20 protein-coding genes are annotated in these 21462 nt (G+C 74.4%); 3 read left to right on the plus strand and 17 right to left on the minus strand.

Annotated elements, in window-relative coordinates:
* Positions 1 to 337 (plus strand): LytR C-terminal domain-containing protein (locus AB0B41_RS15415; RefSeq protein WP_358203337.1); only part of this gene is annotated, 337 nt, incomplete at its 5' end.
* A 75-nt stretch (positions 338 to 412) separates the two neighbouring features.
* Here the strand turns inward: AB0B41_RS15415 and AB0B41_RS15420 are convergent.
* The 4 genes from AB0B41_RS15420 to glp all read right to left on the minus strand — a co-directional run bounded on the left by AB0B41_RS15420 (position 413) and on the right by glp (position 6394).
* Positions 413 to 2755 carry an AAA family ATPase gene (locus AB0B41_RS15420; protein ID WP_358203339.1) on the minus strand — a complete coding sequence of 781 codons (2343 nt, stop codon included), beginning with the start codon at positions 2753 to 2755 and terminating at the stop codon, positions 413 to 415.
* Positions 2756 to 2819: 64 nt separating this feature from the next.
* The gene (locus AB0B41_RS15425) at positions 2820 to 3824 is read right to left on the minus strand and encodes a phosphatidylcholine/phosphatidylserine synthase (protein WP_358203341.1); all 1005 of its coding nucleotides are present in this window, start codon (positions 3822 to 3824) and stop codon (positions 2820 to 2822) included.
* On the minus strand, positions 3821 to 4693 hold the full coding sequence (locus AB0B41_RS15430; RefSeq protein ID WP_358203343.1) for a phosphatidylserine decarboxylase: 873 nt from the start codon (positions 4691 to 4693) through the stop codon (positions 3821 to 3823). The genes AB0B41_RS15425 and AB0B41_RS15430 overlap by 4 nt, the downstream gene beginning before the upstream one ends.
* 453 nt (positions 4694 to 5146) lie before the next feature.
* Positions 5147 to 6394: a gephyrin-like molybdotransferase Glp gene (gene glp / locus AB0B41_RS15435; RefSeq protein WP_358203346.1), complete on the minus strand. Its 1248-nt coding sequence runs from the start codon at positions 6392 to 6394 to the stop codon at positions 5147 to 5149.
* Between the two features lie 198 nt (positions 6395 to 6592).
* Here glp and groL point away from each other — a divergent pair, with 198 nt between their 5' ends.
* Positions 6593 to 8221 (plus strand): chaperonin GroEL, encoded by a 1629-nt coding sequence (gene groL, locus AB0B41_RS15440; RefSeq protein WP_037048718.1) that lies wholly within the window; start codon positions 6593 to 6595, stop codon positions 8219 to 8221.
* Positions 8222 to 8290: 69 nt separating this feature from the next.
* Here the strand turns inward: groL and AB0B41_RS15445 are convergent, their stop codons facing one another.
* The 3 genes from AB0B41_RS15445 to AB0B41_RS15455 all read right to left on the minus strand — a co-directional run bounded on the left by AB0B41_RS15445 (position 8291) and on the right by AB0B41_RS15455 (position 11039).
* Entirely contained in the window at positions 8291 to 8713 is a 423-nt protein-coding gene (locus tag AB0B41_RS15445; RefSeq protein ID WP_358203348.1) for a hypothetical protein, read from the minus strand.
* A 207-nt stretch (positions 8714 to 8920) separates the two neighbouring features.
* A complete protein-coding gene (locus AB0B41_RS15450; protein ID WP_358203350.1) occupies positions 8921 to 9811 on the minus strand; it encodes a DUF559 domain-containing protein in 891 nt (296 codons plus the stop codon).
* 202 nt (positions 9812 to 10013) lie between these two features.
* The gene (locus tag AB0B41_RS15455) at positions 10014 to 11039 is read right to left on the minus strand and encodes a WYL domain-containing protein (protein WP_358203353.1); all 1026 of its coding nucleotides are present in this window, start codon (positions 11037 to 11039) and stop codon (positions 10014 to 10016) included.
* Positions 11040 to 11101: 62 nt separating this feature from the next.
* Between AB0B41_RS15455 and AB0B41_RS15460 the strand changes: the two genes are divergently transcribed.
* The gene (locus AB0B41_RS15460; RefSeq protein WP_358203355.1) at positions 11102 to 11683 is read left to right on the plus strand and encodes a TIGR03086 family metal-binding protein; all 582 of its coding nucleotides are present in this window, start codon (positions 11102 to 11104) and stop codon (positions 11681 to 11683) included.
* A 223-nt stretch (positions 11684 to 11906) separates the two neighbouring features.
* Here AB0B41_RS15460 and AB0B41_RS15465 read toward each other — a convergent pair whose 3' ends face one another.
* The 10 genes from AB0B41_RS15465 to AB0B41_RS15510 all read right to left on the minus strand — a co-directional run bounded on the left by AB0B41_RS15465 (position 11907) and on the right by AB0B41_RS15510 (position 21182).
* Positions 11907 to 13175, minus strand: coding sequence for an ABC transporter substrate-binding protein (locus AB0B41_RS15465; RefSeq protein WP_358203357.1), 1269 nt, complete (start codon positions 13173 to 13175; stop codon positions 11907 to 11909).
* Complete coding sequence (locus AB0B41_RS15470; protein WP_358203358.1) at positions 13172 to 14347, minus strand: branched-chain amino acid ABC transporter permease; 1176 nt, start codon at positions 14345 to 14347, stop codon at positions 13172 to 13174. The genes AB0B41_RS15465 and AB0B41_RS15470 overlap by 4 nt, the downstream gene beginning before the upstream one ends.
* On the minus strand, positions 14340 to 15218 hold the full coding sequence (locus AB0B41_RS15475) for a branched-chain amino acid ABC transporter permease (RefSeq protein ID WP_358203360.1): 879 nt from the start codon (positions 15216 to 15218) through the stop codon (positions 14340 to 14342). The genes AB0B41_RS15470 and AB0B41_RS15475 overlap by 8 nt, the downstream gene beginning before the upstream one ends.
* Positions 15215 to 16027, minus strand: a complete 813-nt coding sequence (locus tag AB0B41_RS15480; RefSeq protein ID WP_358203363.1) for an ABC transporter ATP-binding protein — start codon at positions 16025 to 16027, stop codon at positions 15215 to 15217. The genes AB0B41_RS15475 and AB0B41_RS15480 overlap by 4 nt, the downstream gene beginning before the upstream one ends.
* Positions 16024 to 16833 carry an ABC transporter ATP-binding protein gene (locus tag AB0B41_RS15485; RefSeq protein ID WP_358203365.1) on the minus strand — a complete coding sequence of 270 codons (810 nt, stop codon included), beginning with the start codon at positions 16831 to 16833 and terminating at the stop codon, positions 16024 to 16026. The genes AB0B41_RS15480 and AB0B41_RS15485 overlap by 4 nt, the downstream gene beginning before the upstream one ends.
* Positions 16834 to 16964: 131 nt before the next feature.
* Positions 16965 to 17570 carry a response regulator transcription factor gene (locus AB0B41_RS15490; RefSeq protein ID WP_037048832.1) on the minus strand — a complete coding sequence of 202 codons (606 nt, stop codon included), beginning with the start codon at positions 17568 to 17570 and terminating at the stop codon, positions 16965 to 16967.
* 14 nt (positions 17571 to 17584) lie between these two features.
* On the minus strand, positions 17585 to 18778 hold the full coding sequence (locus AB0B41_RS15495) for a GAF domain-containing protein (protein ID WP_358203367.1): 1194 nt from the start codon (positions 18776 to 18778) through the stop codon (positions 17585 to 17587).
* Between the two features lie 81 nt (positions 18779 to 18859).
* Positions 18860 to 19111: a PspC domain-containing protein gene (locus tag AB0B41_RS15500; protein ID WP_232867981.1), complete on the minus strand. Its 252-nt coding sequence runs from the start codon at positions 19109 to 19111 to the stop codon at positions 18860 to 18862.
* A 75-nt stretch (positions 19112 to 19186) separates the two neighbouring features.
* Positions 19187 to 19405, minus strand: coding sequence for a hypothetical protein (locus AB0B41_RS15505; protein WP_358203370.1), 219 nt, complete (start codon positions 19403 to 19405; stop codon positions 19187 to 19189).
* Positions 19406 to 19520: 115 nt separating this feature from the next.
* Positions 19521 to 21182 (minus strand): DNA repair helicase XPB, encoded by a 1662-nt coding sequence (locus AB0B41_RS15510; RefSeq protein WP_358203372.1) that lies wholly within the window; start codon positions 21180 to 21182, stop codon positions 19521 to 19523.
* Between the last annotated feature and the right edge of the window lie 280 nt (positions 21183 to 21462).

Here is a 21462-nt window from a genome sequence, read left to right on the forward strand (position 1 = left end):
CGCAGGTGCGGGTGGCGCCGGGGGCTACGGCGGCGGCGCGGCGGCCGCCCCCACGCTGCCGCTGCGCGTCTACAACAACAGCACGGTCGAGGGCCTGGCCGCCCGGGCCGCGTCGGACTTCCGCAACGGCGGCTGGACGGTCACCGACACCACCGGCTACCCGTACGGCGTGATCCCGAGCAGCACCGTCTACTACCGGCCCGGCACGAGCGAGCAGGCCTCGGCGGACCGGCTGGCCCAGGAGTACGGGCTGCGCGTGGAGCCGCGCTTCGACGGCATCCAGGACGCCAGCCCGGGTCTCATCGTCATCGTCACCCAGGACTACAAGGGCAAGTGACACCCCACTGACCGATCCGCTCCCCAGCGCACGGCGCGCCCCTCCCGGGGCGCGCCGTTCGCCGTTCCGAGGGGTTCAGTCCGTGGCGCGGCGGGCGGCGTAGGCCTCCAGCTCGGCGACCTGCAGCGGGTCGAGGCTCGGCGGGACGGCCCGGCGGGCCTTCTCCAGGTGCGCGGCGGTGACCTCGGTGGCGTCGAGCGACTCCCGCATCGCGGTCAGCGCGGCCTCCCGCAGCACGGCCGCGCAGTCGGCGGCCGAGTAGCCCTCCAGGCCGGCGGCGAGGGCGGCGAGGTCCACGTCCGCGGCCAGCGGGGTGTTGCGGCCGGCCGCGCGCAGGATGTCGACGCGCGCCTCGGCGTCGGGCGGCGGCACGAAGACCAGCCGTTCCAGGCGCCCCGGGCGCAGCAGCGCCGGATCGACCAGTTCCGGCCGGTTCGTCGCGCCGACCACCACGACGTCGCGCAACGGCGTGGCCCCGTCGAGCTCGGTGAGCAGGGCGGCGACCACCCGGTCGGCCACGCCGGAGTCGGTGGAGCCGCCCCGGCGCGGGGCGAGGGCGTCGACCTCGTCGAGGAACACGAGCGCCGGCGCGGCGTCCGAGGCCTTGCGGAACAGCTCGCGGACCGCCCGCTCGGACTCGCCCACGTACTTGTCCAGCAGCTCGGCGCCCTTCACCGAGAACACGTTGAGCTGCCCGGACCCGGCGAGCGCGCGGAGCAGGAAGGTCTTGCCGCCGCCGGGCGGGCCGTAGAGCAGCACGCCGCGCGGGGCCTCGACGCCGAGCCGGGCGAAGGAGTCCGGGTACCGCAGCGGCCAGAGCACGGCCTCGGTGAGCGCCTGCTTGACCTCGGTCATGTCGCCGACCTGGTCGAGGGTGAGGCCGCCGGTCTGCAGGGTGCCGGTGGAGGACATGGAGATCGGGCGCACCGACCCCACCGCACCCAGCAGGTCGGCCATCTCGATCCGGGCGCCGTCCGCCTCCGGGGCGGCCGCGGGCTCCACCGGACCGGGGGCGGCGTCGTCGACCACGGCCGGGGCGGGCACCTCGGCGGGGCTGCTCCCGGCGCCGTGGCGCAGCGCCGCCGTCACCGCGGCCTCGCGCCGGACCGCGGCCAGGTCGGCCACCACGAAGCCGGGGGTCCGCGAGGCGACCGCGGCGAGGTCGACGTCCTCGGCCAGCGGGACGTCGGCGAGCAGCCGGCGCAGCAGGTCCGCCCGCACCGACGCGTCCGGCAGCCCCAGCCCGAGCTCCCGGTCGGCCAGGTCCGGGGCCCGCAGCCGCGGGTCGACGGCCTCGGGCGCCGCCGTCGTCGCGACGAGGGCGAGGTTCGGGGTGCCGATCGCCTCCCGCAGCCCGTCGAGGACCAGGGTGGCGAGCGGCGGCGGCGAGGCGGCGGGCAGCAGCGCGTCGACGTCCGTGACCAGCAGGACCACCGGACGTCCGGCACCGGCCTCGCCGCGGGCCCGGGTCAGGCACTCCTGCACCCGCGCCGCGGCCGACACCGGCTCCAGCGCCGCGATCGCCGGCCCCGGCAGCTCCACGCAGCCGGCGCCGACCGCACCGGCCACGCTGCGGACCAGCGTCGTCTTCCCGACGCCCTCCGGCCCGGTCACCAGCACCCCCAGCCGGGGCGTGCCGCCGAGGCGGACCAGCAGCTCGGGCCGGGAGAAGGTCAGCTCCAGCCACTCGACGAGCCGGCGGGCGGGCGCGGTGTTGCCGACCAGGGCGTCGAGCGGGAGCGTCGGCTCCGCCGTCTCGTCCGGGGCGGGCCGGGCGGGCGGTGCCGGGTGCGGTGCGGCGGGCCTGCTCGACGGCCGCGCCGCGGCGGCCGGGGCCGTCGGGGAGTCCGCCGTGGTCGGGCCGTCCAGCCAGCCGACGACGGTGGTCGGGTGCACCGAGACGGGGCCGGGCGGGTCGGTCTGCGAGACCGTGACCAGTTCGCTGGTCCAGGCCCCGCCGATCGCGGCGGCGAGGGCGCGGCGGGCCTTCGGCACGTCCGCCCCGGGCGGCGGGGCGATGTCCTGCGGCAGCAGGGACACCGCGTCGCCGCCGGTGAGGACCTTGCCGAGCAGCGCGAGCCGGGCGGTGGCCGGCGGGACGGCGCTGCGCACCAGCCGCGAGCCGGCGAGCACCACCCGCCGGGCCGGAGCCACCGCCACCGGCCCGACGACCACGGACGCCCCGTCCGTGAGGCCGGCGTTGGAGAGGGTGACGTCGTCGAGCAGGGCCTGGCCGGGCGCGGCCGCCGGCTCGCCGGCGACGGCGAGGGCGCTGGTGACCCGGGCGCCGGTGAGGGTGACGGCGTCCCAGCTGCGCAGGTGCAGCGCGTCGAGCACCTCGGGGTGGAGCCGCACCACGCCCCGCCGGGCGTCGACGGCGGACGTGGCGAGGCGGGCGACCAGCGTGATCACGGGCACCGGTTCACCGTATCGATCCGTCCGGGGCGTGCTGCGGGGTCGGGCCGGGGCTCAGCGACGGCCGTCAGCGACGACGTAGGCCCCGGCGGCGCTCGGTACTGGGCAGCCGCCGGGTCTGGCCGAGCGGGCGCATCGGCCGGACCGGGCGCGCGGGCCCGCCGTCGAAGGGCTCGACGGGGTCCTCCGCGCTGCGGCGGCGCACCATCCCGCCCATGTTGCGGGCGACGGCCATGGTCCGGCCGGCGACCCGGCGGCGCAGCGGCGGCCGCAGGCCGAGCCGGCGGGCGGACCGGGCGGCGCGGGCGACGGCCCGGCGCTCGCGCACCGGCACGCCCCACGCCTCCGGGTGCCGCTCCAGCCACTTGTAGCGGTAGACCGTGTACGGGATGAGCAGCAGGTAGCCGACGCCGATCAGCGCCATCCCGAGGAAGGGCGCGGTCAGCAGGATCGCCGCGGCCACGCCGACCAGCACGAGCAACGGCGCGACGTACCGCGGGCGCACGCGCGCGGTCTTCAGCGAGAGCGTGGGGATGCGGCTCACCATCAGCGCCGCGGTGCACAGCGCCCACACCCCGACCGTGACCGGCGACGACCACCAGCCCGGGCCGAAGTGCAGGAAGAGGTAGAGCGGGATGCCGGCCGTGAGCGCCGCCGCCGGGGCCGGGACCCCGACGAAGAACTCCTTGGCGAACGGCGGCTGGTCCTCGTCGTCGATCAGGGTGTTGAAGCGGGCCAACCGCAGCGCCATGCAGACGGCGAAGATCAGCGCGACCACCCAGCCGAGCCGGGTCCCCTCCAGCGACCAGATGTAGATGACCAGCGCCGGGGCGACGCCGAAGGACACCAGGTCCGCCAGCGAGTCCAGCTCCTGCCCGATGCGGCTGCTGGCGTCGAGCAGGCGGGCGAGGCCGCCGTCGAGGGCGTCGCAGAGCGCGGCCGCGCCCGCGGCGGCGATGCACAGCTCGAACCGGCCGGCCAGCGCGAAGTTGACCGCCGAGAGCCCGGCGCAGAGCGCGAGGACGGTGACGGCGTTGGGCAGCAGCCGCACGCCCGCCTGGTAGGTGTTCACGTCCGGTCCTTCTCGACGGCGTCCTTCACCACGGCGTCCTTCACCACGGCGTCCTTCACCACGGCGTCCTTCACCACGGCGAGGTCCGCCAGGACGGTCTCCCCGCCGATGGTGCGCTGCCCCACCGACACCTCGGGGGCGACGCCCGGCGGGAGGTAGGTGTCGACGCGCGAGCCGAACCGGATGAGCCCGTAGGTCTCGCCGGCGGCGACCTCGTCGCCCGGCTTCACGTCGCAGCGGATCCGCCGCGCCAGCAGCCCGGCGATCTGGACGACGCCGACCAGGTGCCCGGTCTGCGTCTCCAGGACCAGGGCGTTGCGCTCGTTGTCCTCGCTCGCCTTGTCCAGGTCCGCGGAGAGGAAGGCGCCGGGGCGGTACTCGACCGAGCGGATCCGGCCGTGCATCGGGATGCGCTGGACGTGCACGTCGAGCACGGAGAGGAACACGCTGACCCGGGTGACCGGCTCGCGCGGCAGGTCCAGCTCCGCGGGCGGGACGACCTCGGAGATCAGCGCGACGGTGCCGTCGGCCGGGGCGAGGACGGCGCCCGGGCGCGGCGGCGGCACGCGCCGCGGCTCGCGGAAGAAGGCGGCGGTGGCGGCGGTGGCCAGCAGGCCCACGCCGGTGCCCCGGCCGGTGAGCAGCCGGACGGCGCCGGCCGCGGCCGCGACGGCGGCGATGACCGGGCGGCCGCCGGGGTGCAGCGGCGGGACGGCCTCGCGCACCAGCTTCGCGGCGTGCAGCACCGGGTTCTCGCCGCCGGTGGCCGGCGGGGCACCCGCCGGATGCAGCGCGGAGGTCCCGGGCCTGTCGTGGGGGCCGGCCCCGGGTGCGCCCGGGGGCGGGGTCGCGGGGGTGGTCGCGGCCATGGTGCCAGCGGCTCCTCGTCGGCAACGCCGGTTCTCCCGGTCTCCCGGCCGGTGCGGGAGGGAGGGCGCGGGCGCCACGCTACTGCGATCCCGGGACCTGGCGGTGGGGCCCCTGCGGGCCCAACGGCCGGGGGCGGTACTGGACGGTCACAGCAAAGGGCCGGGGCCGCCATCCCCCGAGACGGCGACCCCGGCCTTGGAACCGCTCGTCCGCTCCCCAGCGACGGGCGGTAGGTCCTGTGCGTCGAGAGGTGGTTACCCGCCCCCCGCTGAAAGTATCCCCAGCACCCGACCGATCGTCCAGATCAATCCACGAGGAACTGGATGATCTGCACCGATCGGCCGAACACTCACCTGGTAAGACGTCCGGGCGGGGCGAAGTGTTGCACCCTCCGCATGTGATGCGTACCACTTTCCGGGTGACAGGGGCACGCCGTACCCCCTAAAGGCCCCTCACAGGCCGCTGTCGAGCAGCCACACCTCGAGTTCCTCCCCCGGCTGCACGCCGGTGGCCTCCGCCGACACCACGAACAGGCAGTCCGCCCTGGCCAGAGCGGCGAGCATGTGCGAGGCGGGCGACCCGACCTCGCCGACCGTGCCGTCCCGCGCGTCGAGCGTGCCGCGGCGGAACTGCGTGCGCCCGGCGGGCGAGCGGAGGGTCTCGCGCGAGCGGGCCGTGACGACCGGCCGGTCCGGGTACGGATGGCCCATCGCCCGGCGCAGCACGGGCCGCACGAACACCTCGAAGGAGACCTGGGAGCTCACCGGGTTGCCCGGCAGCGTCACGACCGGGCAGCTGACCTCGCCGAACTCGACCACGCCCGCGCCCTGCGGCCCCCCGGGCTGCATGCCGACCTTGACGAACTCCACGCCGTGCCCGGTCAGCGCGTCCTTCACCACCTCGTAGGCCCCGGCGCTCACCCCACCGGAGGTCACCACCAGGTCGACGCCCGCGACGATCCGCTCGGCGAGGACCTTCCGGAACTGCTCGACGTCGTCCGGGACGAAGCGGAGCTGGTCCGCGGTGGCGCCCGCGTCCCGGACCGCCGCGGCGAGCATGGCGCCGTTGGACTCGTAGATCTGCCCGGGCGCGAGCGGCTCGCCGGGCGCGACGAGCTCGGAGCCGGTGGAGAGGACGAGGACGTGCGGCCGGCGGCGCACCGGCAGCGTGGCCCGGCCGACCGCGGCGGCGACCCCGATCTGCGCGGCGCCGAGGACGGTGCCGGCGTCGAGCACCGCGGTGCCCTCGTGGACGTCCTCGCCGACGGTGCGCACGTGCGTGCCGGCCGCGGGTGCCGCGGAGATCGCCACCTCGTCGGTGCCGCCGTCCGTCAGCTCGACCTGCACGATCGCGTCGGCACCCGCCGGCACCGGGGCGCCGGTCATGATCCGGGCGGCGGTGCCGGGCTCCAGCGGCGGCACGTCCGTGCGCCCGGCCGGGATGTCGGCGGCGACGGGCAGGGTGACCGGAGCGTCCGCGGTGGCCCCCGCCACGTCGGCGGCCCGGACGGCGTACCCGTCCATCGCGGAGTTGTCGAAGGGCGGCAGGGAGATCGCGGCGGTGACCGGCTCGGCGAGGACCCGCCCGCGCGCTTCGGCGAGCGACACGACCTCCACCCCGGTGGGCGGCAGGAGGGCCGCGACGACGGCCCGATGCTCCTCGACGGTGCGGGGCGGTTTCGCGGCACTCACACCGGCCATCCTGCCGCAGGGCCGCTACCGCGGGCGGGTCGGCCCGGGCTCGGTTGCACTCGCCCACCCCGAGTGCTAAAAACGGCGCTGGCACTCGCCTGTCGGGAGTGCCAGGTCGGGCCGGTGAGGCCGGCGCAGGGTTGCCGGCCGTCCGTCGCGGGCGCCGTGTTCGAACCGACGAGTCATCCCAACCGGAGGACCACCCCCATGGCGAAGCAGATCGCGTTCGACGAGGAGGCGCGCCGCGGGCTCGAGCGCGGCATGAACACCCTCGCCGACGCCGTCAAGGTGACGCTCGGCCCGCGCGGCCGCAACGTCGTCCTGGAGAAGAAGTGGGGCGCGCCCACCATCACCAACGATGGTGTGTCGATCGCCAAGGAGATCGAGCTCGAGGACGCCTGGGAGAAGATCGGCGCCGAGCTCGTCAAGGAGGTCGCGAAGAAGACCGACGACATCGCGGGTGACGGCACCACCACCGCCACCGTGCTGGCGCAGGCGCTGGTCCGCGAGGGCCTGCGCAACGTCGCCGCCGGCGCGAACCCGATGGGTCTGAAGCGCGGCATCGAGAAGGCCGTCGAGGCCGTCTCGCAGGCGCTCCTGAAGTCGGCCAAGGAGGTCGAGACCAAGGAGCAGATCGCCGCCACCGCGTCGATCTCCGCCGCCGACAAGCAGATCGGCGAGCTCATCGCCGAGGCGATGGACAAGGTCGGCAAGGAAGGCGTCATCACCGTCGAGGAGTCGCAGACCTTCGGGCTCGAGCTCGAGCTCACCGAGGGCATGCGCTTCGACAAGGGCTACATCTCCCCGTACTTCGTGACCGACGCGGAGCGCATGGAGGTCGAGCTCGAGGACCCGTACATCCTCCTCGTCAGCTCGAAGATCTCGACCGTCAAGGACCTGCTCCCGCTGCTGGAGAAGGTCATGCAGTCGGGCAAGCCGCTGGCGATCATCGCCGAGGACGTCGAGGGCGAGGCCCTGGCCACGCTCGTCGTCAACAAGATCCGTGGCACCTTCAAGTCCGTCGCCATCAAGGCGCCGGGCTTCGGTGACCGCCGCGAGGCCATGCTCGCCGACATGGCGATCCTGACCGGCGGCGAGGTCATCTCGGAGAAGGTCGGCCTCAAGCTGGACAACGCCGACCTGTCGCTGCTGGGCACCGCCCGCAAGGTCGTCGTGACCAAGGACGAGACCACCATCGTCGACGGTGCGGGCGACGCCGACCAGATCGCCGGTCGCGTCAACCAGATCCGCGCCGAGATCGAGCGCACCGACTCGGACTACGACCGCGAGAAGCTGCAGGAGCGCCTGGCCAAGCTGGCCGGCGGTGTCGCGGTCATCAAGGCGGGCGCGGCCACCGAGGTGGAGCTCAAGGAGCGCAAGCACCGCATCGAGGACGCCGTCCGCAACGCGAAGGCGGCCGTCGAGGAGGGCATCGTCGCCGGCGGCGGCGTCGCCCTGATCCAGGCCGGTGCGGGCCTGTTCGAGGGCCTCGGCCTGGACGGCGACGAGGCGACCGGGGCGAACATCGTCAAGGTCGCCCTGGAGGCGCCGCTCAAGCAGATCGCGATCAACGCCGGTCTCGAGGGCGGCGTCGTGGCGGAGAAGGTGCGCAACCTTCCCGCCGGCGAGGGCCTCGACGCGGCCACCGGTGAGTACAAGGACCTGGTCAAGGCCGGCATCATCGACCCGGCCAAGGTCACCCGCTCGGCGCTGCAGAACGCGGCCTCGATCGCGGCCCTGTTCCTCACCACCGAGGCGGTCATCGCCGACAAGCCGGAGAAGAACGCCGCTCCGGCCGGCGACCCGACCGGCGGCATGGGCGGCATGGACTTCTGAGTTCAGCCACCTGGTTCGTCCCGCGGGGGCGGTGGGCTTCGGCCCGCCGCCCCTGCGGCGTTCTCGGGGTCAGCCCGCGATCCACAGCCAGACGCTGCCGCCGGCCACCAGGAAGGTCGGGACCAGCGCGATCAGCACCGGCCAGACCCGCCGCGCCCCGCTCGTCGCGAACCAGAAACCGATCGGCCAGGCGATCGCGACCGCGCCCATGACCGCGCCGAACACCACGCCGCCCGCGTCGGCCAGACCCAGCCCGAACGCGATCCCCATCAGCCCGAACAGGGCCGGCCAGAAGGCGCAGAGGATCGTCAGGGTCAGCCCGGCGACCCGCGTCGCCAGCACCGTCGACGGCGCCGGCCGGCGCCCGTGGGGCCCGGGCCCGCCCTCGGGCAGGCCGGCGGGGTGGGTGGGGAGGCGGGGTGCGGGAAGGGGTGGGGCGGTGGGCGGGGTCCCCCGAGCCGCATCGGGACCGTGGTGCGGGGTCGTGGTCACGGGCTCGACGCTACGAATCCGCAGGTCGCGGGGCAGTCGTGCCACCACCACAGCCGGCGGTGGCCAGCAGGTGATCCTTCCGGGCGTCACCCTACGGCTGTTGCGACAGCAGTCCCGTGACTCTCGCGGGCTGTGATCATTGCGAGTGACACGTGATCGTCGGGGCGGAGGCGCTCCTGTGCCGCTCGCAGCGATCATTCGGAACGCTCAGAGGTGACCCGCCAGCCGGGCCGGGTCGAACCCCCTTGCCCGGCAGGCCGCCTCCAGCTCGCGGCGCACCCTCGCCGCCACACGCTCCGGGTGCCGGTGGACCTCGACCGCCGAGAAGCGCACCACCCGCCAGCCCGCCCGCGCAAGGTGCGCCTCCCGCGCCAGGTCGCGCAGTGCCCGTTCCGGCTCGAGGTGGTCGCCGCCGTTGTACTCGAAGGCGAGCAGGAGCAACGGGTACGACAGGTCGAGCTCGTACGGGCCGACCGGATGCTGGAGGACCGGGCGTGGCAGGCCGGCGTCGCCGATCGCGAGCCGGATCCGCGTCTCCATCGGCGACCCCGAGCGGCGGTCGGCGCGCCGCACGATCTCCGGGAGGCGCGCGCTCCCCCGTGCACCGAGGTGTCGTGTCCGCAGCGCCAGCAGCTCGCTCGGCTCGAACTCCCCGACCCGTGCCAGGGCGTCGACGGCCACGATCCCGTCCCACAGCGGGCCGCGACAGGCGAGGTCGAACGCGGTGCGCCGGGCCGAGGTCACCGGCACGCCGTCGACCGACGTGGTCTCCTCCGGGAGGAGCCGGCCTCGGCGCACCCGCAGGCCCGGCTGTCCGCGCTGCGTGCCGCCCGGCACCACGAGGTCCACGAGCGCGTTCGCCGGGCCGCACGACGCACCCAGCAGCTCGGCCGCGGCCCATCCGCCGACCGCACCGCGTCCCTCGACGAGCAGGTAGGCGCCTCGGGCGCGCACCGCCAGGTGTGACGGGTCGAGTCCGGGTGCGGCGGGGACGTAGACGTCGGAGAACAGCCGGTGGAAACGGGGGCCGCGCAGCTGCCCGGGCGTCACCCACCCGGCCGCCACCGCCGCGGAGCCCCGGAACGGTCGATTCAGCACGCCCCTTGGACGGCTCCCAACTGCGGTCAGTTCATGATCCTTCCGAGCGACACGGTGCGGTCGGGTGCCCGACGCTCGGGTACCGCTCGCGTCGATCACCGCTCCCGTGATCGATCCGAGGGTCACGGGAGCGTCTGTGCGAGAGCGCTCTTGTGACCGCCGGATGGATCTTGGTGACATGGTGGTGAGCAGGCGCACCCGATCATGGCCGGTGGGCGGCGGCGACGGCCACGGCGCGCTCGCGGAGGGCGGTCACCAGCTCGGGTGGGTCGAGGGCCTCGGCGTCGGGGGCGAGCGACCACACCACGCGGACCGCGTGCCGGAGGTCGCCGAACGCCGCGGTCACCACAGACCGGCCGCCGGCCTCGACGCCCTGGCCGGCCCTACCGGGCTCCACCTCAGTCTCTGCAGTGTCCTCAGTGGTCCCGACGTCCTCGGCGTCGGCCACCGAGAGGGCGGTGCGGGCGAGCTCCGCCCGGCGTTCCTCCCGCACCCGGATCCTGGCGACGACGTGGGGCAGGGCGCGACGGAACTCGTCCCGCCGGCGTTGCCACAGCTCCTCGAGGTCCACACCGGTCGGGCGCCGCGCGGGCTCGTCGCGCTCCTCCGCCGCCTCGATGCGGGAGACGCGGTAGGTGCGGTCGGCGCCGTCGTGGAGTGCGAGGAGGTACCAGGCGCCCGCGGCCTCGACCAGGCCCAGCGGGTCGACGGTCCGCCACCGACCCTCCTCCTCCCCGCGCGCGGCGTACCGGATCCGCAACCGGTGCCCGGTGAACACCGCGCGCTGCACGGTGTGGAGGGCGTCGGCGGCGGGCGGCTCGGGGGCGTCGCGCAGGAAGCCGCCCCGCCGGACCAGCACCCGCCCGGTCGCGTCGGTCGCCGCCTCGCGCGACCCCTCGGGCAGCGTCGCGACCACCTTCCGGATGGCCGACGAGAACGCCTCACCCAGGCCGAGGGCGTCCGACGTCGCGCGGGCGGGTGAGGTCAGCAGGGCCACCGCCTCGTCCGGCGTCAGCCCGGTCAGATCGGTGGAGAAGCCCGGGAGCAGCGCGAACCCGCCGTGCCGGCCGCGTTCGGCGTACACGGGGATGCCCGCGGCCGAGAGCGCCTCGACGTCCCGGAGCACGGTCCGGGTCGACACCTCCAGCTCGCGGGCGATCGCGGGCGCCGTCATCCGGCCTCGGTGGCGCAGCAGGAGGACGAGCGAGAGCAGCCGGTCCGCGCGCATGCCCGAAGCCTGCCAGAAATACACGACAGGAGATGTCGTGTTTCGGCGAGAGGGTTGCCGCCATGACCACCACCGAGATCGTCACGGACCCCCGATCCCACTACCGCGCCGCCCTCGACTGGGCCGCCGGGCTGCTCGCCGAGGTGCGCCCGGAGAAGCTGCGCGACGCGACGCCCTGCCCCGAGTTCGACGTCGAGGGCCTGCTCCGGCACCTCGTCGCGACGGTGGACAAGATCCGCGTGATCGGTGAGGGCGGCTCGCCGTTCACGATGCCGTTCCAGGTCCCGCCCGCGGCCGACTACCCCGCCACCTTCGCCGAGGCACGGACGCGGATGTGGACCGTCTGGTCCGACGACGCCCTGCTCGACCGCGAGGTCACCGTCCCGTGGGGCAGCGGCCCCGGCCGCGGTGCGGTGTGGGGCTACGTCAACGAGACGCTCGTGCACGGCTGGGACCTCGCCGTCGCCACGGGGCAGGACGCCGAGGCCGACCCCGAGTTGGCCGAGGCGATGCTGGTGGTCGCCCGGCAGATGATCCCTGCCGAGGGCCGGGGCGGGGACTTCCCGTTCGCATCCGTGGTCGAGTCGGGGCCGGACGCGGGCCCGACCGAGCGGCTCGCCAACTGGTCGGGGCGGCGCCGGTGATGTCCGGCCACCGCTGACGAGGACCGCCGCTGGCGCGGAAGGGGCGGGGCGCTCGCGGTGAGCGCCCCGGCCCGATCTCCCGACCTCCTGACATCGCCGACTCGGTGACCCCGAAAGCGCCGACTCGCGCTGCCAGAAGTACCGACTCGCGCTGCCAGAAGTACCGACTCGCGCTGCCAGAAGTACCGACTCGCGCTGCCAGAAGTACCGACTCGCGGGTGGGTCAGGACTGCTGGTGCGGGGCCTTGTAGCCCTGGGCGTCGGGGGCGGTGAAGAGCGGCGCGACCTCCGTCAGCCCACCCTCGGCGTTCTGGTCCACCTTGGCGATGTAGACGCCGCGGGTGGGCGGGGCGCCCGGGATGCTGTAGTCCAGCGGCGCCACCAGGTTGTCCGTCGTGACCGAGGTCAGCGACTTCAGCGCGGTCTGCACCCCGGCCCGGGTGAGGTCGCCGTTCTGGCAGGCCTTCTCCAGCACCGACTGCCACACCAGGCTCTCCACGTACCCGGCCTGCGCGCCCGCGTTCTTCGGCTTGTCCGGGTAGGTGGCCTTGTAGTCGTTGGCCACCTCGACCGCCTTCGGCGTCGGCGACGAGAACGGCGCGCTCGACGCCGCCACGTACAGCTTGTCCAGCGACGCCGCGGCCGGACTCTGCAGCAGCGCCGGGTCGAAGGTCGGGTTGTTGCCGAGCACCGGGACGTTCAGTCCGAGCGCGGCGTTGTTCGACATCGCCGACGCGGTCTGCCCGGGCGTCGTCGTCAGCACGATCGCCTTCACCCCGGCGCCCTTGAGCCCGGTGACGATGTTGGCCAGGTCGTTGTCGGTGGAGGTGATCTTCGCTTCCTGCACCGTCATGTTGTGCTTCGACGCGTAGTACTTGGAGCCGCGCAGGCCGTTGCCGCCGTACTCGCCGTCGATGTAGATGTGGCCGATGGTGTCGCCGTCGGCGAGCAGGCCCTGCTGTTGCAGGTAGGCCAGGCCGTCGATGATCTCGAGGTCGTACGTCGTGCCGATCATCATGACGTTGGGGTTGTTGAGGATCTCCGACGACCACGACGCCGGCGCGGTGAGCACGTTGTCGTCGATCAGGTTCTGCTTGAGCGCCGCGAGCACCGGCGACCCGACGAGCTGGGTGATCCCGAGGATCTTGGGCTCGAGCTGTGGGTAGAGCGTCTTCGCGGTGTCCGCCTTGTACCCGTGGTCGACGATCTCGAGCGCCAGCTGACGCCCGCAGATGCCGCCCGCGGCGTTGACGTCCTTGACCCACAGCTCGTTGCCGCCGGTCAGGGCCTCGCCGAGGTTCTTGAACACGCCGGTGCGGTCGGTCATGACGCCGAGGGTGATCGTCGTGTCCGTGACGCCCTTGTCGGTCTTGACCCCGCCCGACCCGCCGCCCGACGACGCGTTGTCCGCGGTGCTGCCGCACGCGGCCAGCACCAGGCCGGCCGCGAGTCCGCCGGCGAGCGCGGCCAGCCGCCTCCGCCTGTCGATCATCGTCGATCTCCTCCTCGGGTGGGGCGGGCTGCCCCCACGTGGGCGAGCCTGCGGCCGATCGCCGCCAGCCCGCCGGGTTCGAACATCACGACCAGCACGATGGCGACGCCGTAGACGAACGCGCTGATCAGGACCGGGGACGCGCCGCCGAACTGGGCACCGGAGAACCAGCCGAACTCGGTGGCGCCGAGGGTGAGCAGCTGCGGCAGGCCGTTGACCAGCACGGCGCCGGCCACGGCGCCCGGGACCGACCCGAGGCCGCCGATGATCACCATGGCGAGGTAGCCGATGGCGACGGTGATCGAGTAGGTGCCGACGAACTCGTTCTCGTCGGGTTTGACCAGGTCGAGCCACAGCGCCGTCATCACGCCCGCCAGGCCCGCGTAGGCCGACGAGACGGTGAACACCCCCGCCTTCACGCGGGAGACGTGCACGCCCATCGCGGTCGCGGCGGCCTCGTTGTCCCGTACCGCGCGCCAGGCCCGCCCGATGCGGCTGCGCACGGCGCCCCGGGCCAGCAGGTAGGCGCCGACGGCCAGGACGAGGAACAGGTACCAGAGCCGCTGCTGCTTCTGCACCGCGACGCCGAGGATCGTCGGCGCCGGCTCCGTGTTGGCGAAGCGGAAGCCGAACAGCTCGAAGGTCGGCGGCGGCCGACCGGTCGAGGTGCCGCCGCTGAGCATGTCCAGCGACTGGCCCAGGTACAGCCCGAGGAAGACCAACGACAGCGACGCGACGCCGAGGTAGATCCCGCGCAGCCGGCCGGACACCGGCGCGAACGCCAGGCCGACGAGTCCGCAGATCACGACCGCGCCGATCGCCGCGAGCAGGGGCGGCCAGCCGAGCCCGACCAGGTCACCGGAGTCCCCGGAGTCGCCGGCCAGCACCGCGTAGCCGACCGCGCCGACCAGCAGGAAGAAGGGCGTCGCGAGGGAGAGCTGCCCGGCCTGCCCCACGAGCAGGGTCAGGCCGATCGCGCCGACCACGCCGATCAGGACGTACTGCCCGGCCTTGAGGTAGGCCACCTCGGTCCCCGTGATCACCGGGAAGAGCACGAGCACCAGGAGCAGCAGCGCGACGCCGACGATCTTCGCCCAGCTGCGTGGCCGGCGGGGTGCCGGCGTCGCAGGCGCCTCGGCGGTCTCGGGAGGGGTCGCGGTCACCTCAGACACGGGACAGCTCCTTCGTCCCGAACAACCCGCTCGGTTTGGCCACGAGGACCAGCAGCATCACCAGGAAGACCGCGCTCTTGGAGAACTCGAAGGACACGTACTGCGCCGACAGCGCCTCGGTCAGGCCCACGATCAGCCCGCCGACGACCGCGCCGACGGTCGAGTCGAGCCCGCCCAGGATCGCGGCGGGGAAGGCGATCAGGGCGATCGCGTGCGTGCCGCGGCCGAGCCCGGCGCCGGAGAAGTCCTGGGTCGCCATGAACAGGACCGCCACGCCGGCCAGCGCTCCGGCGAGCAGCCAGGCCGTGGCGGTCACCCGCGAGCTGCGGATGCCCATGAGCGCAGCGGCCTCGCGGTTCTCCGCCTGGGCCCGCATCGCGACGCCCCAGGACGAGTAGCGGAAGGCCAGGAAGAACGCCGTGATCAGCACGATCCCGACGACGAGCGCCACCAGCTGGGTCCGGAACACCGTCAGCCCCGCGAACTGCAGCGGCTGGGCGTCGTACGGGTCGCCGATGAAGGGGATGTCCGCCCGCAGGCGGCGCACGATCTCCTCGGTGACGATCACGTCGATGCCGATCGTCAGCAGCGCGAGGCTGTTGACGTCGGCCCGGGTGGCCCGCGAGATCAGCAGCCGCTCGATCAGCAGGGCGGCGAGCGCCGCCGACACGATCCCGAGCGCGGCCGCGGCCGGCCAGCCCAGCGCGTCCTTGGTCGCGTAGACGAGGTACCCGCCGATCAGCACGAGCGAGCCGTGCGCGAAGTTCACCACCTCGGTCGCCTTGAAGATCACGACGAAGCCCAGCGCGAGCAGGGCGTAGACCGCGCCCTTGCCCAGACCGTTGAGCACGAGTTGCAGGAACGTGTTCACTCCGCCTCCTCCCCGCCGGTCCCCAGGTACGCGCGGATCACCTCGGGATCGTTCTGGACCTCGGCGGGCGAGCCGTCGGCGATCAGCCGCCCGAAGTCAAGGACGCTCACCCGGTCCGCGATGCCCATGACCAGTCCCATGTCGTGCTCGACGAGCAGCACCGAGATCCCCAACGCGTCCCGCAGGTCCCGGATCGTCACACCCATCTCGGCGGTCTCGGTGGCGTTCAGGCCGGCCGCCGGCTCGTCGAGCAGCAGCAGGGTCGGCTCGAGGGCGAGCGCGCGGGCGATGTCGACCCGCTTCGCCACGCCGTAGGGGAGGGCCCCGACCGGGACGTCGAGCCGGTCGGCGACGCCCAGGAAGGCGCAGAGCTCCTCGACCCGCGCGACGTGCCGGCGCTCGGTGCGGACGGTCCTCGGCAGCCGCAGCCCGCCGCTGACGAACCCGCCGCGGGTCAGGGCGTGGCGGCCGAGCAGGACGTTGTCGCGCACGGTGCTGCCGGGCGAGAGCGCGATGTTCTGGAAGGAGCGGCCGATGCCGAGGGCCGCCAGCCGGTGGGGCGCGGTGGCGGTGACGTCGGTGTCGCCAAGCCGGACCCGGCCGGCGGTGGGCCGGTACAGGCCGCTGATCACGTTGAAGCAGCTCGACTTGCCCGCGCCGTTCGGGCCGATCAACGCGTGGACGGTGCCGGGCCGGACGGCGAAGGACACCTCGGACAGCGCGGTGATCCCGCCGAAGCGCAGCGTGACGTCGTCGACGGCGAGGGTGCGGACGTCCTCCCGGACGTCCGGAGGAGCGGCGGCGCTCATCCGGCCCACCTCGTCAGCGTCCGGCGCGGGCGGTGGGCCAGGGCCTCGGCCTGCTCGGCCTCGGCCCGCTCGGCGGACTCGGCGTGCCCGCCGAGGTAGAGGCGTTGGACGTCGTCGCTCGCGGCGAGCTCCGCGGCGGTGCCGGTCAGCGCGATCCGGCCGACCTCGAGGACGGCGGCGTGGTCGGCGACCTCGAGCGCCATGGTCGCGTTCTGCTCGACGAGGACGACCGCGGTGCCCTGGGAGTGGATCTCGGAGACGATCCGGGCGATCCGGCCGACCATCTGCGGGGCGAGGCCGAGCGAGGGCTCGTCGAGCAGCAGGAGCTCGGGCCCGGACATCAGCGCCCGCCCGATGGCCAGCATCTGCTGCTCGCCGCCGGAGAGCAGGCCCGCCCGCTGCGACGACCGCTCGGCCAGCAGAGGGAACAGCTCGGCCACGCGCTCCCGCGCGGCGGAACGCACCGTCGCCGAGCGCGCACCGAGCCCGCCGGCGCGCAGGTTCTCCTCCACCGTCATCCGGGCGAAGACCTGGCGGCCCTCCGGCACGGCGACGACGCCCCGCCGCACGACCGCCGCCGGGTCCAGCCGGTCGAGGCGCTCGTCGCGGAACCGGATCTCACCGGCCGTGATCCCGCCGCCGTGCAGCCGCAGCGTGGCCGACACCGCGCGGAGCAGGGTCGACTTCCCGGCGCCGTTGCCGCCGAGCACCGCCAGCACGCTGTCCGTGCCGACCTCGAGGTCCACCTCCTCGAGGGCCCCCACCGACCGCCCGTAGCGGACCGACAGCCCGCGCACGCTCAGCACCCGTCGCACCGCCTCCCCCGGCCGCGCGGCCGGTCGGCGCACATCGTGGTGCCGGTCACACGACTCGCCACACCCCCAGGTGGAGAGGTTCGGACGAACGGGACGTCACGATCACGGAACGTGCCGAGCGGCTAGAGCAGACCCGCCTCGCTGGCCTTGCCGATCGCCTCGACCCGGTTGCGGGCCCCGAGCTTGTGCAGCGCGGACTGCAGGTAGGTCTTCACGGTGTTGCGGGTCAGGCCCGTGGCCTCGGCGATCTCCGGGTTCGTCCGGCCCTGGGCGGCGAGCCGGAGCACCTCGTACTCGCGGCGGGTCAGGCCGGTGCGTTCGAGCGCCGAGGCGGCGGCGTCGGCCGCCGGGACCATGCGTGGGTCCACCACGCGCTCCCCGCGGAGCACCGCGCGCAGGGCGGCGACGAGGTCGGTCGCCGCCGCGTCCTTGACGAGGCAGCCGTGGGCGCCGGCGTCGAGCGCCGCCCGGATGCCGTGGTGGTCGCCGTGCGCGGTGAAGACGACCACCCGGGCCCCCGGGCACACCTCCCGCAGCCCGACGACGACCTCGGGCGCGAGCATGTCCGGCAGCCGGAGATCGAGCAGCACGAGATCGGGGCGGAGCTCCCTGGCCCGGTCGAGCGCGGTCCGCCCGGACTCGGCGGACCCGACCACGGCCAGCGACGGTTCGCCACGGAGGAGCAGCGCGACGCCGTCGCGCACCACGGGATGGTCGTCGACGACCATCACCCGGGCGGCGCTCACCGGCCGGGCACCGGGCGCGCCGGCGGCACGGGGAGCACCGGGGCTGCCGGAAGGGCGACCCGCAGGGTGGTGCCGCCGTCCTCGTCATGGATGAGGCCGACCCGTCCCCCGAGCCGCTCCGCACGGGCCGCGAGCATCCGCACGCCCAGGCCGCTCCCGACCGACGTCGCGGGTTCGGCGACACCGCCGTCGTCGGCCACGGCGAGCTGGACCCCGCCCGCGTCGTCCGGCGCGAGGCTGACGATCACGGTGCTGGCGCCGGCGTGCTTCTCGGCGTTGAGCAGCCCCTCCCGGGCGACGGCGACGAGGATCGCGGTGCGCTCGCCGTCGAGCGGCGCGACCGGGCCGAGCTGCACGAAGCGGCAGGTCACGCCGGTCCGGGTCTGGAAGCTGCGGCAGTGCTCGGCCAGCTCGACGGGCAGCGCGCGCTCGGGCGAGCTCTCCGCCAACGCCAGGAGGGCCTCCCGCAGGGCGCGGGAGGCCTCGGAGACCTCGGCCTCGATCCGGGTGAGCCGCCCGGCGAGGGCCGGGTTGTCCGGCAGGTCGGCGCGCAGGTCGCGGACCTGGGCACCGATCGAGAAGAGCAGCGCGCCAACGGAGTCGTGCAGCGAGGCCTGCATCCGGCGGCGCTCGACGGCGACGGCGCCGTCGACGTTGGCCGCGGCGGCGTCGGCCAGCCGCAGGGTCGGGACGGCCCGGTCCGCGGCCCGGCGCAGCGCGTCGACGGCGGCGTCGCCGAAGGTTCCCGGCCCGTGCAGCCCGGCGTAGGCGACGGCCAGCGGGCAGTCGCGGTCCAGGACCGGGACCGCGACGAGGGCGCCCAGGGCCTCGCGGCGGACGCGCTCGTCGTAGTCGTGGGTGATCGTCGGGGCGGACACGTAGTCCCGCACCCGGACGGGCTCGCCGAGCATGAGGGCCCGGCCGCCCACCCCGCGCCCGACGTCGACCGCGAGGTCCTGCAGGGCGTCGGTGCGGGTGCCGTCCGTCCAGCGGATCACGGTGCCGCCGCCGGGCACCCGCTCGCCGAGGAAGCCGGCGTCGGCGCCGGCGGCCTCGCGGATCAGCCGGGCGGTGCCCCGCAGGGCGAGGACCCGGTCCAACACGGACAGCAGGCCCTCGCGCTCGGCGAGCAGCAGGTCGAGCAGGTGCCGCCGCTCGGCGGCCCGCTCGGTCGCGGGGTTCTGACGCACCCGCGGACGATGACACACACCCGGTGAGCTGCGACACACCCAAGTGCAGAGGTGCGCCCCGTCCCCGGGCTCACCCGGGACTCACTCCTCGGGCGCGAGGAACCAGGCGGCGAGGTAGAGGACGATGCCGAACCCGAAGCCCAGCACGGTCAGCGCGACGAGCGCGATCCGGATGAGGCCGGCGTCGACGTTCAGGCTCTCGGCGAGCCCGCCGCACACGCCGGCGAGCATCTTGTCGGAGCGGCTGCGGTGCAGCCGGAACGGCTTCTGCTCCCGCGGGGCGGGGACGACGGCCGGCTGGTCGGGGGTGGCGGTGGTGGTCTGCTGTTCCATGACCACGAGCCTGCCCGCGGCGCGGGGCCCGCACCTCGGGGTCGGCCCCGGATCCCTCCCGGAGACCGACCCGGATCAGCGCCGGGGTCGGCGGGGTTCGGGGGTCCGGGGCGCGCGCCCGCCGGTGTGCGGCCACGACGGGTCCTGCTCCGGCGCCGGCGCAGGATGCGGGAAGGGGTCCTCGGGGACCTGCCGGTCCCGCAGCCGCACCATCCGCCCGACGAGCACCGCGACGACCAGGGCGACGGCCACCCAGGCCAGCACCCCGACGACGATCCAGCCGGCGACGGACATTCCTCGGCTCCCTGTCACGGTTGCGCCACCGAGTGTCCCCGACCTGGCCTTTCGGTGCACGGCCGCATCGGGGTGAGGCGGTACCCCCGTCCGGGGAACCGTCGTCACGCTCCGGTCAGCCCACCTCGGGCAGGGCCGGTCCGAGCAGGTCGTCCGCGTCCACGATGCGGTACGCGTACCCCTGCTCGGCGAGGAAACGCTGACGGTGCGCGGCGTAGTCGGTGTCCAGGGTGTCCCGCGACACGACCGAGTAGAAGTGCGCCTGCCGGCCGTCCCCCTTGGGCCGCAGCAGCCGGCCCAGCCGCTGCGCCTCCTCCTGCCGGGACCCGAAGGTGCCCGAGACCTGCACGGCCACGGTGGCCTCGGGCAGGTCGATCGAGAAGTTGGCGACCTTGCTGACGACCAGGCGCTTCAGCTCGCCGGCCCGGAAGGCGTCGAACAGCGCCTCCCGCTCCCGGTTCTTCGTGGAGCCCTGGATCACCGGGCAGTCCAGCACCTCGCCGAGCTCGTCGAGCTGGTCGAGGTAGGCGCCGATGACCAGTGTCGGCTCGTCCGGGTGCCGGGCCAGGATGGCCTTGACGACGGGCAGCTTGGTGCGTGCCGTCGACGCCATGCGGTACCGCTCCTCGGCCTCCGCGGTGGCGTAGCCGAGCCGCTCGCTCTCGGTGAGCGTGACCCGGACCTCGGTGCACTCGGCGGGCGCGATCCAGCCCTGCTGCTCGATGTCCCGCCACGGGGCGTCGTAGCGCTTCGGCCCGATGAGGGAGAACACGTCGCCCTCCCGGCCGTCCTCGCGGACCAGCGTCGCGGTCAGCCCGAGCCGGCGGCGGGACTGCAGGTCCGCCGTCATCCGGAAGACGGGCGCGGGGAGCAGGTGCACCTCGTCGTAGACGACCAGGCCCCAGTCCCGGGAGTCGAACAGTTCGAGGTGCCGGTACTCGCCCCGGGTCTTGCGGGTGATCACCTGGTAGGTCGCGATGGTGACCGGGCGGATCTCCTTCTTCTCGCCGGAGTACTCGCCGATCTCGTCCTCGGTCAGGTTGGTGCGTGCGATCAGCTCGCGCTTCCACTGCCGGCCCGACACCGTGTTGGTGACCAGGATCAGCGTGGTGGCCCTGGCCCGGGCCATCGCCGCGGCGCCGACCAGCGTCTTCCCCGCGCCGCAGGGCAGCACGACCACGCCGGAGCCGCCGTCCCAGAACCCGTCGACGGCCTGGGCCTGGTAGTCCCGCAGCGTCCAGCCGTCCTGGACCAGGTGGATCGGGTGCGCCTCGCCGTCGACGTAGCCGGCCAGGTCCTCGGCCGGCCAGCCCACCTTGAGCAGCATCTGCTTGAGGTGCCCGCGCTCCGACGGGTGGACGACGACCGTGTCCGGGTCGATCCGGGCGCCCAGCATCGGCGCGATCTTCTTCTGCCGCAACACCTCCTCCAGCACCGCCCGGTCCAGCGCGGTCATGACCAGGCCGTGCGCGGGGTGGTTGGACAGCTGCAGCCGGCCGTACCGGCCCATGGTGTCGACGACGTCGACCAGCAGCGGCTGCGGGACGGCGTAGCGGGAGAAGCGGACCAGGGCGTCGACGACCTGCTCGGCGTCGTGCCCGGCCGCCCGGGCGTTCCACAGCGCGAGCGGGGTGACGCGGTAGGTGTGCACGTGCTCGGGGGCGCGCTCCAGCTCCGCGAAGGGGGCGATCGCCATCCGTGCGTCGTTCGCGGCGGGGTGGTCGACCTCGAGCAGGAGGGTCTTGTCGGACTGGACGATGAGTGGTCCGTCGGTCACGCGCGGATCCCTTCGGGGGTGTCGATCGGTGCACGACCCGCCACTCGTCGTGAGTCGGGCGGTCTCCCACGGACGGTGAGCGGTCGGCGACGGCGCCACCCGATCGGGGTGATGGACGAGTCGTTCGTCCAGGGCGGGCGTCGCGCCACCTCCGGCTATGCTGGCCGGGCACTGTCCGCAGTACGTACGTGTGCCACGACGATCCTATCCCCGGTTCCGGGCGGGCGGCCTCCCCAGCGGCCGCGTGTCGCGGAAACCACTGCAGGAGAAGCGGACCGGC

This window comes from Pseudonocardia sp. NPDC049154 (assembly GCF_040648315.1).
Lineage (GTDB): Bacteria > Actinomycetota > Actinomycetes > Mycobacteriales > Pseudonocardiaceae > Pseudonocardia.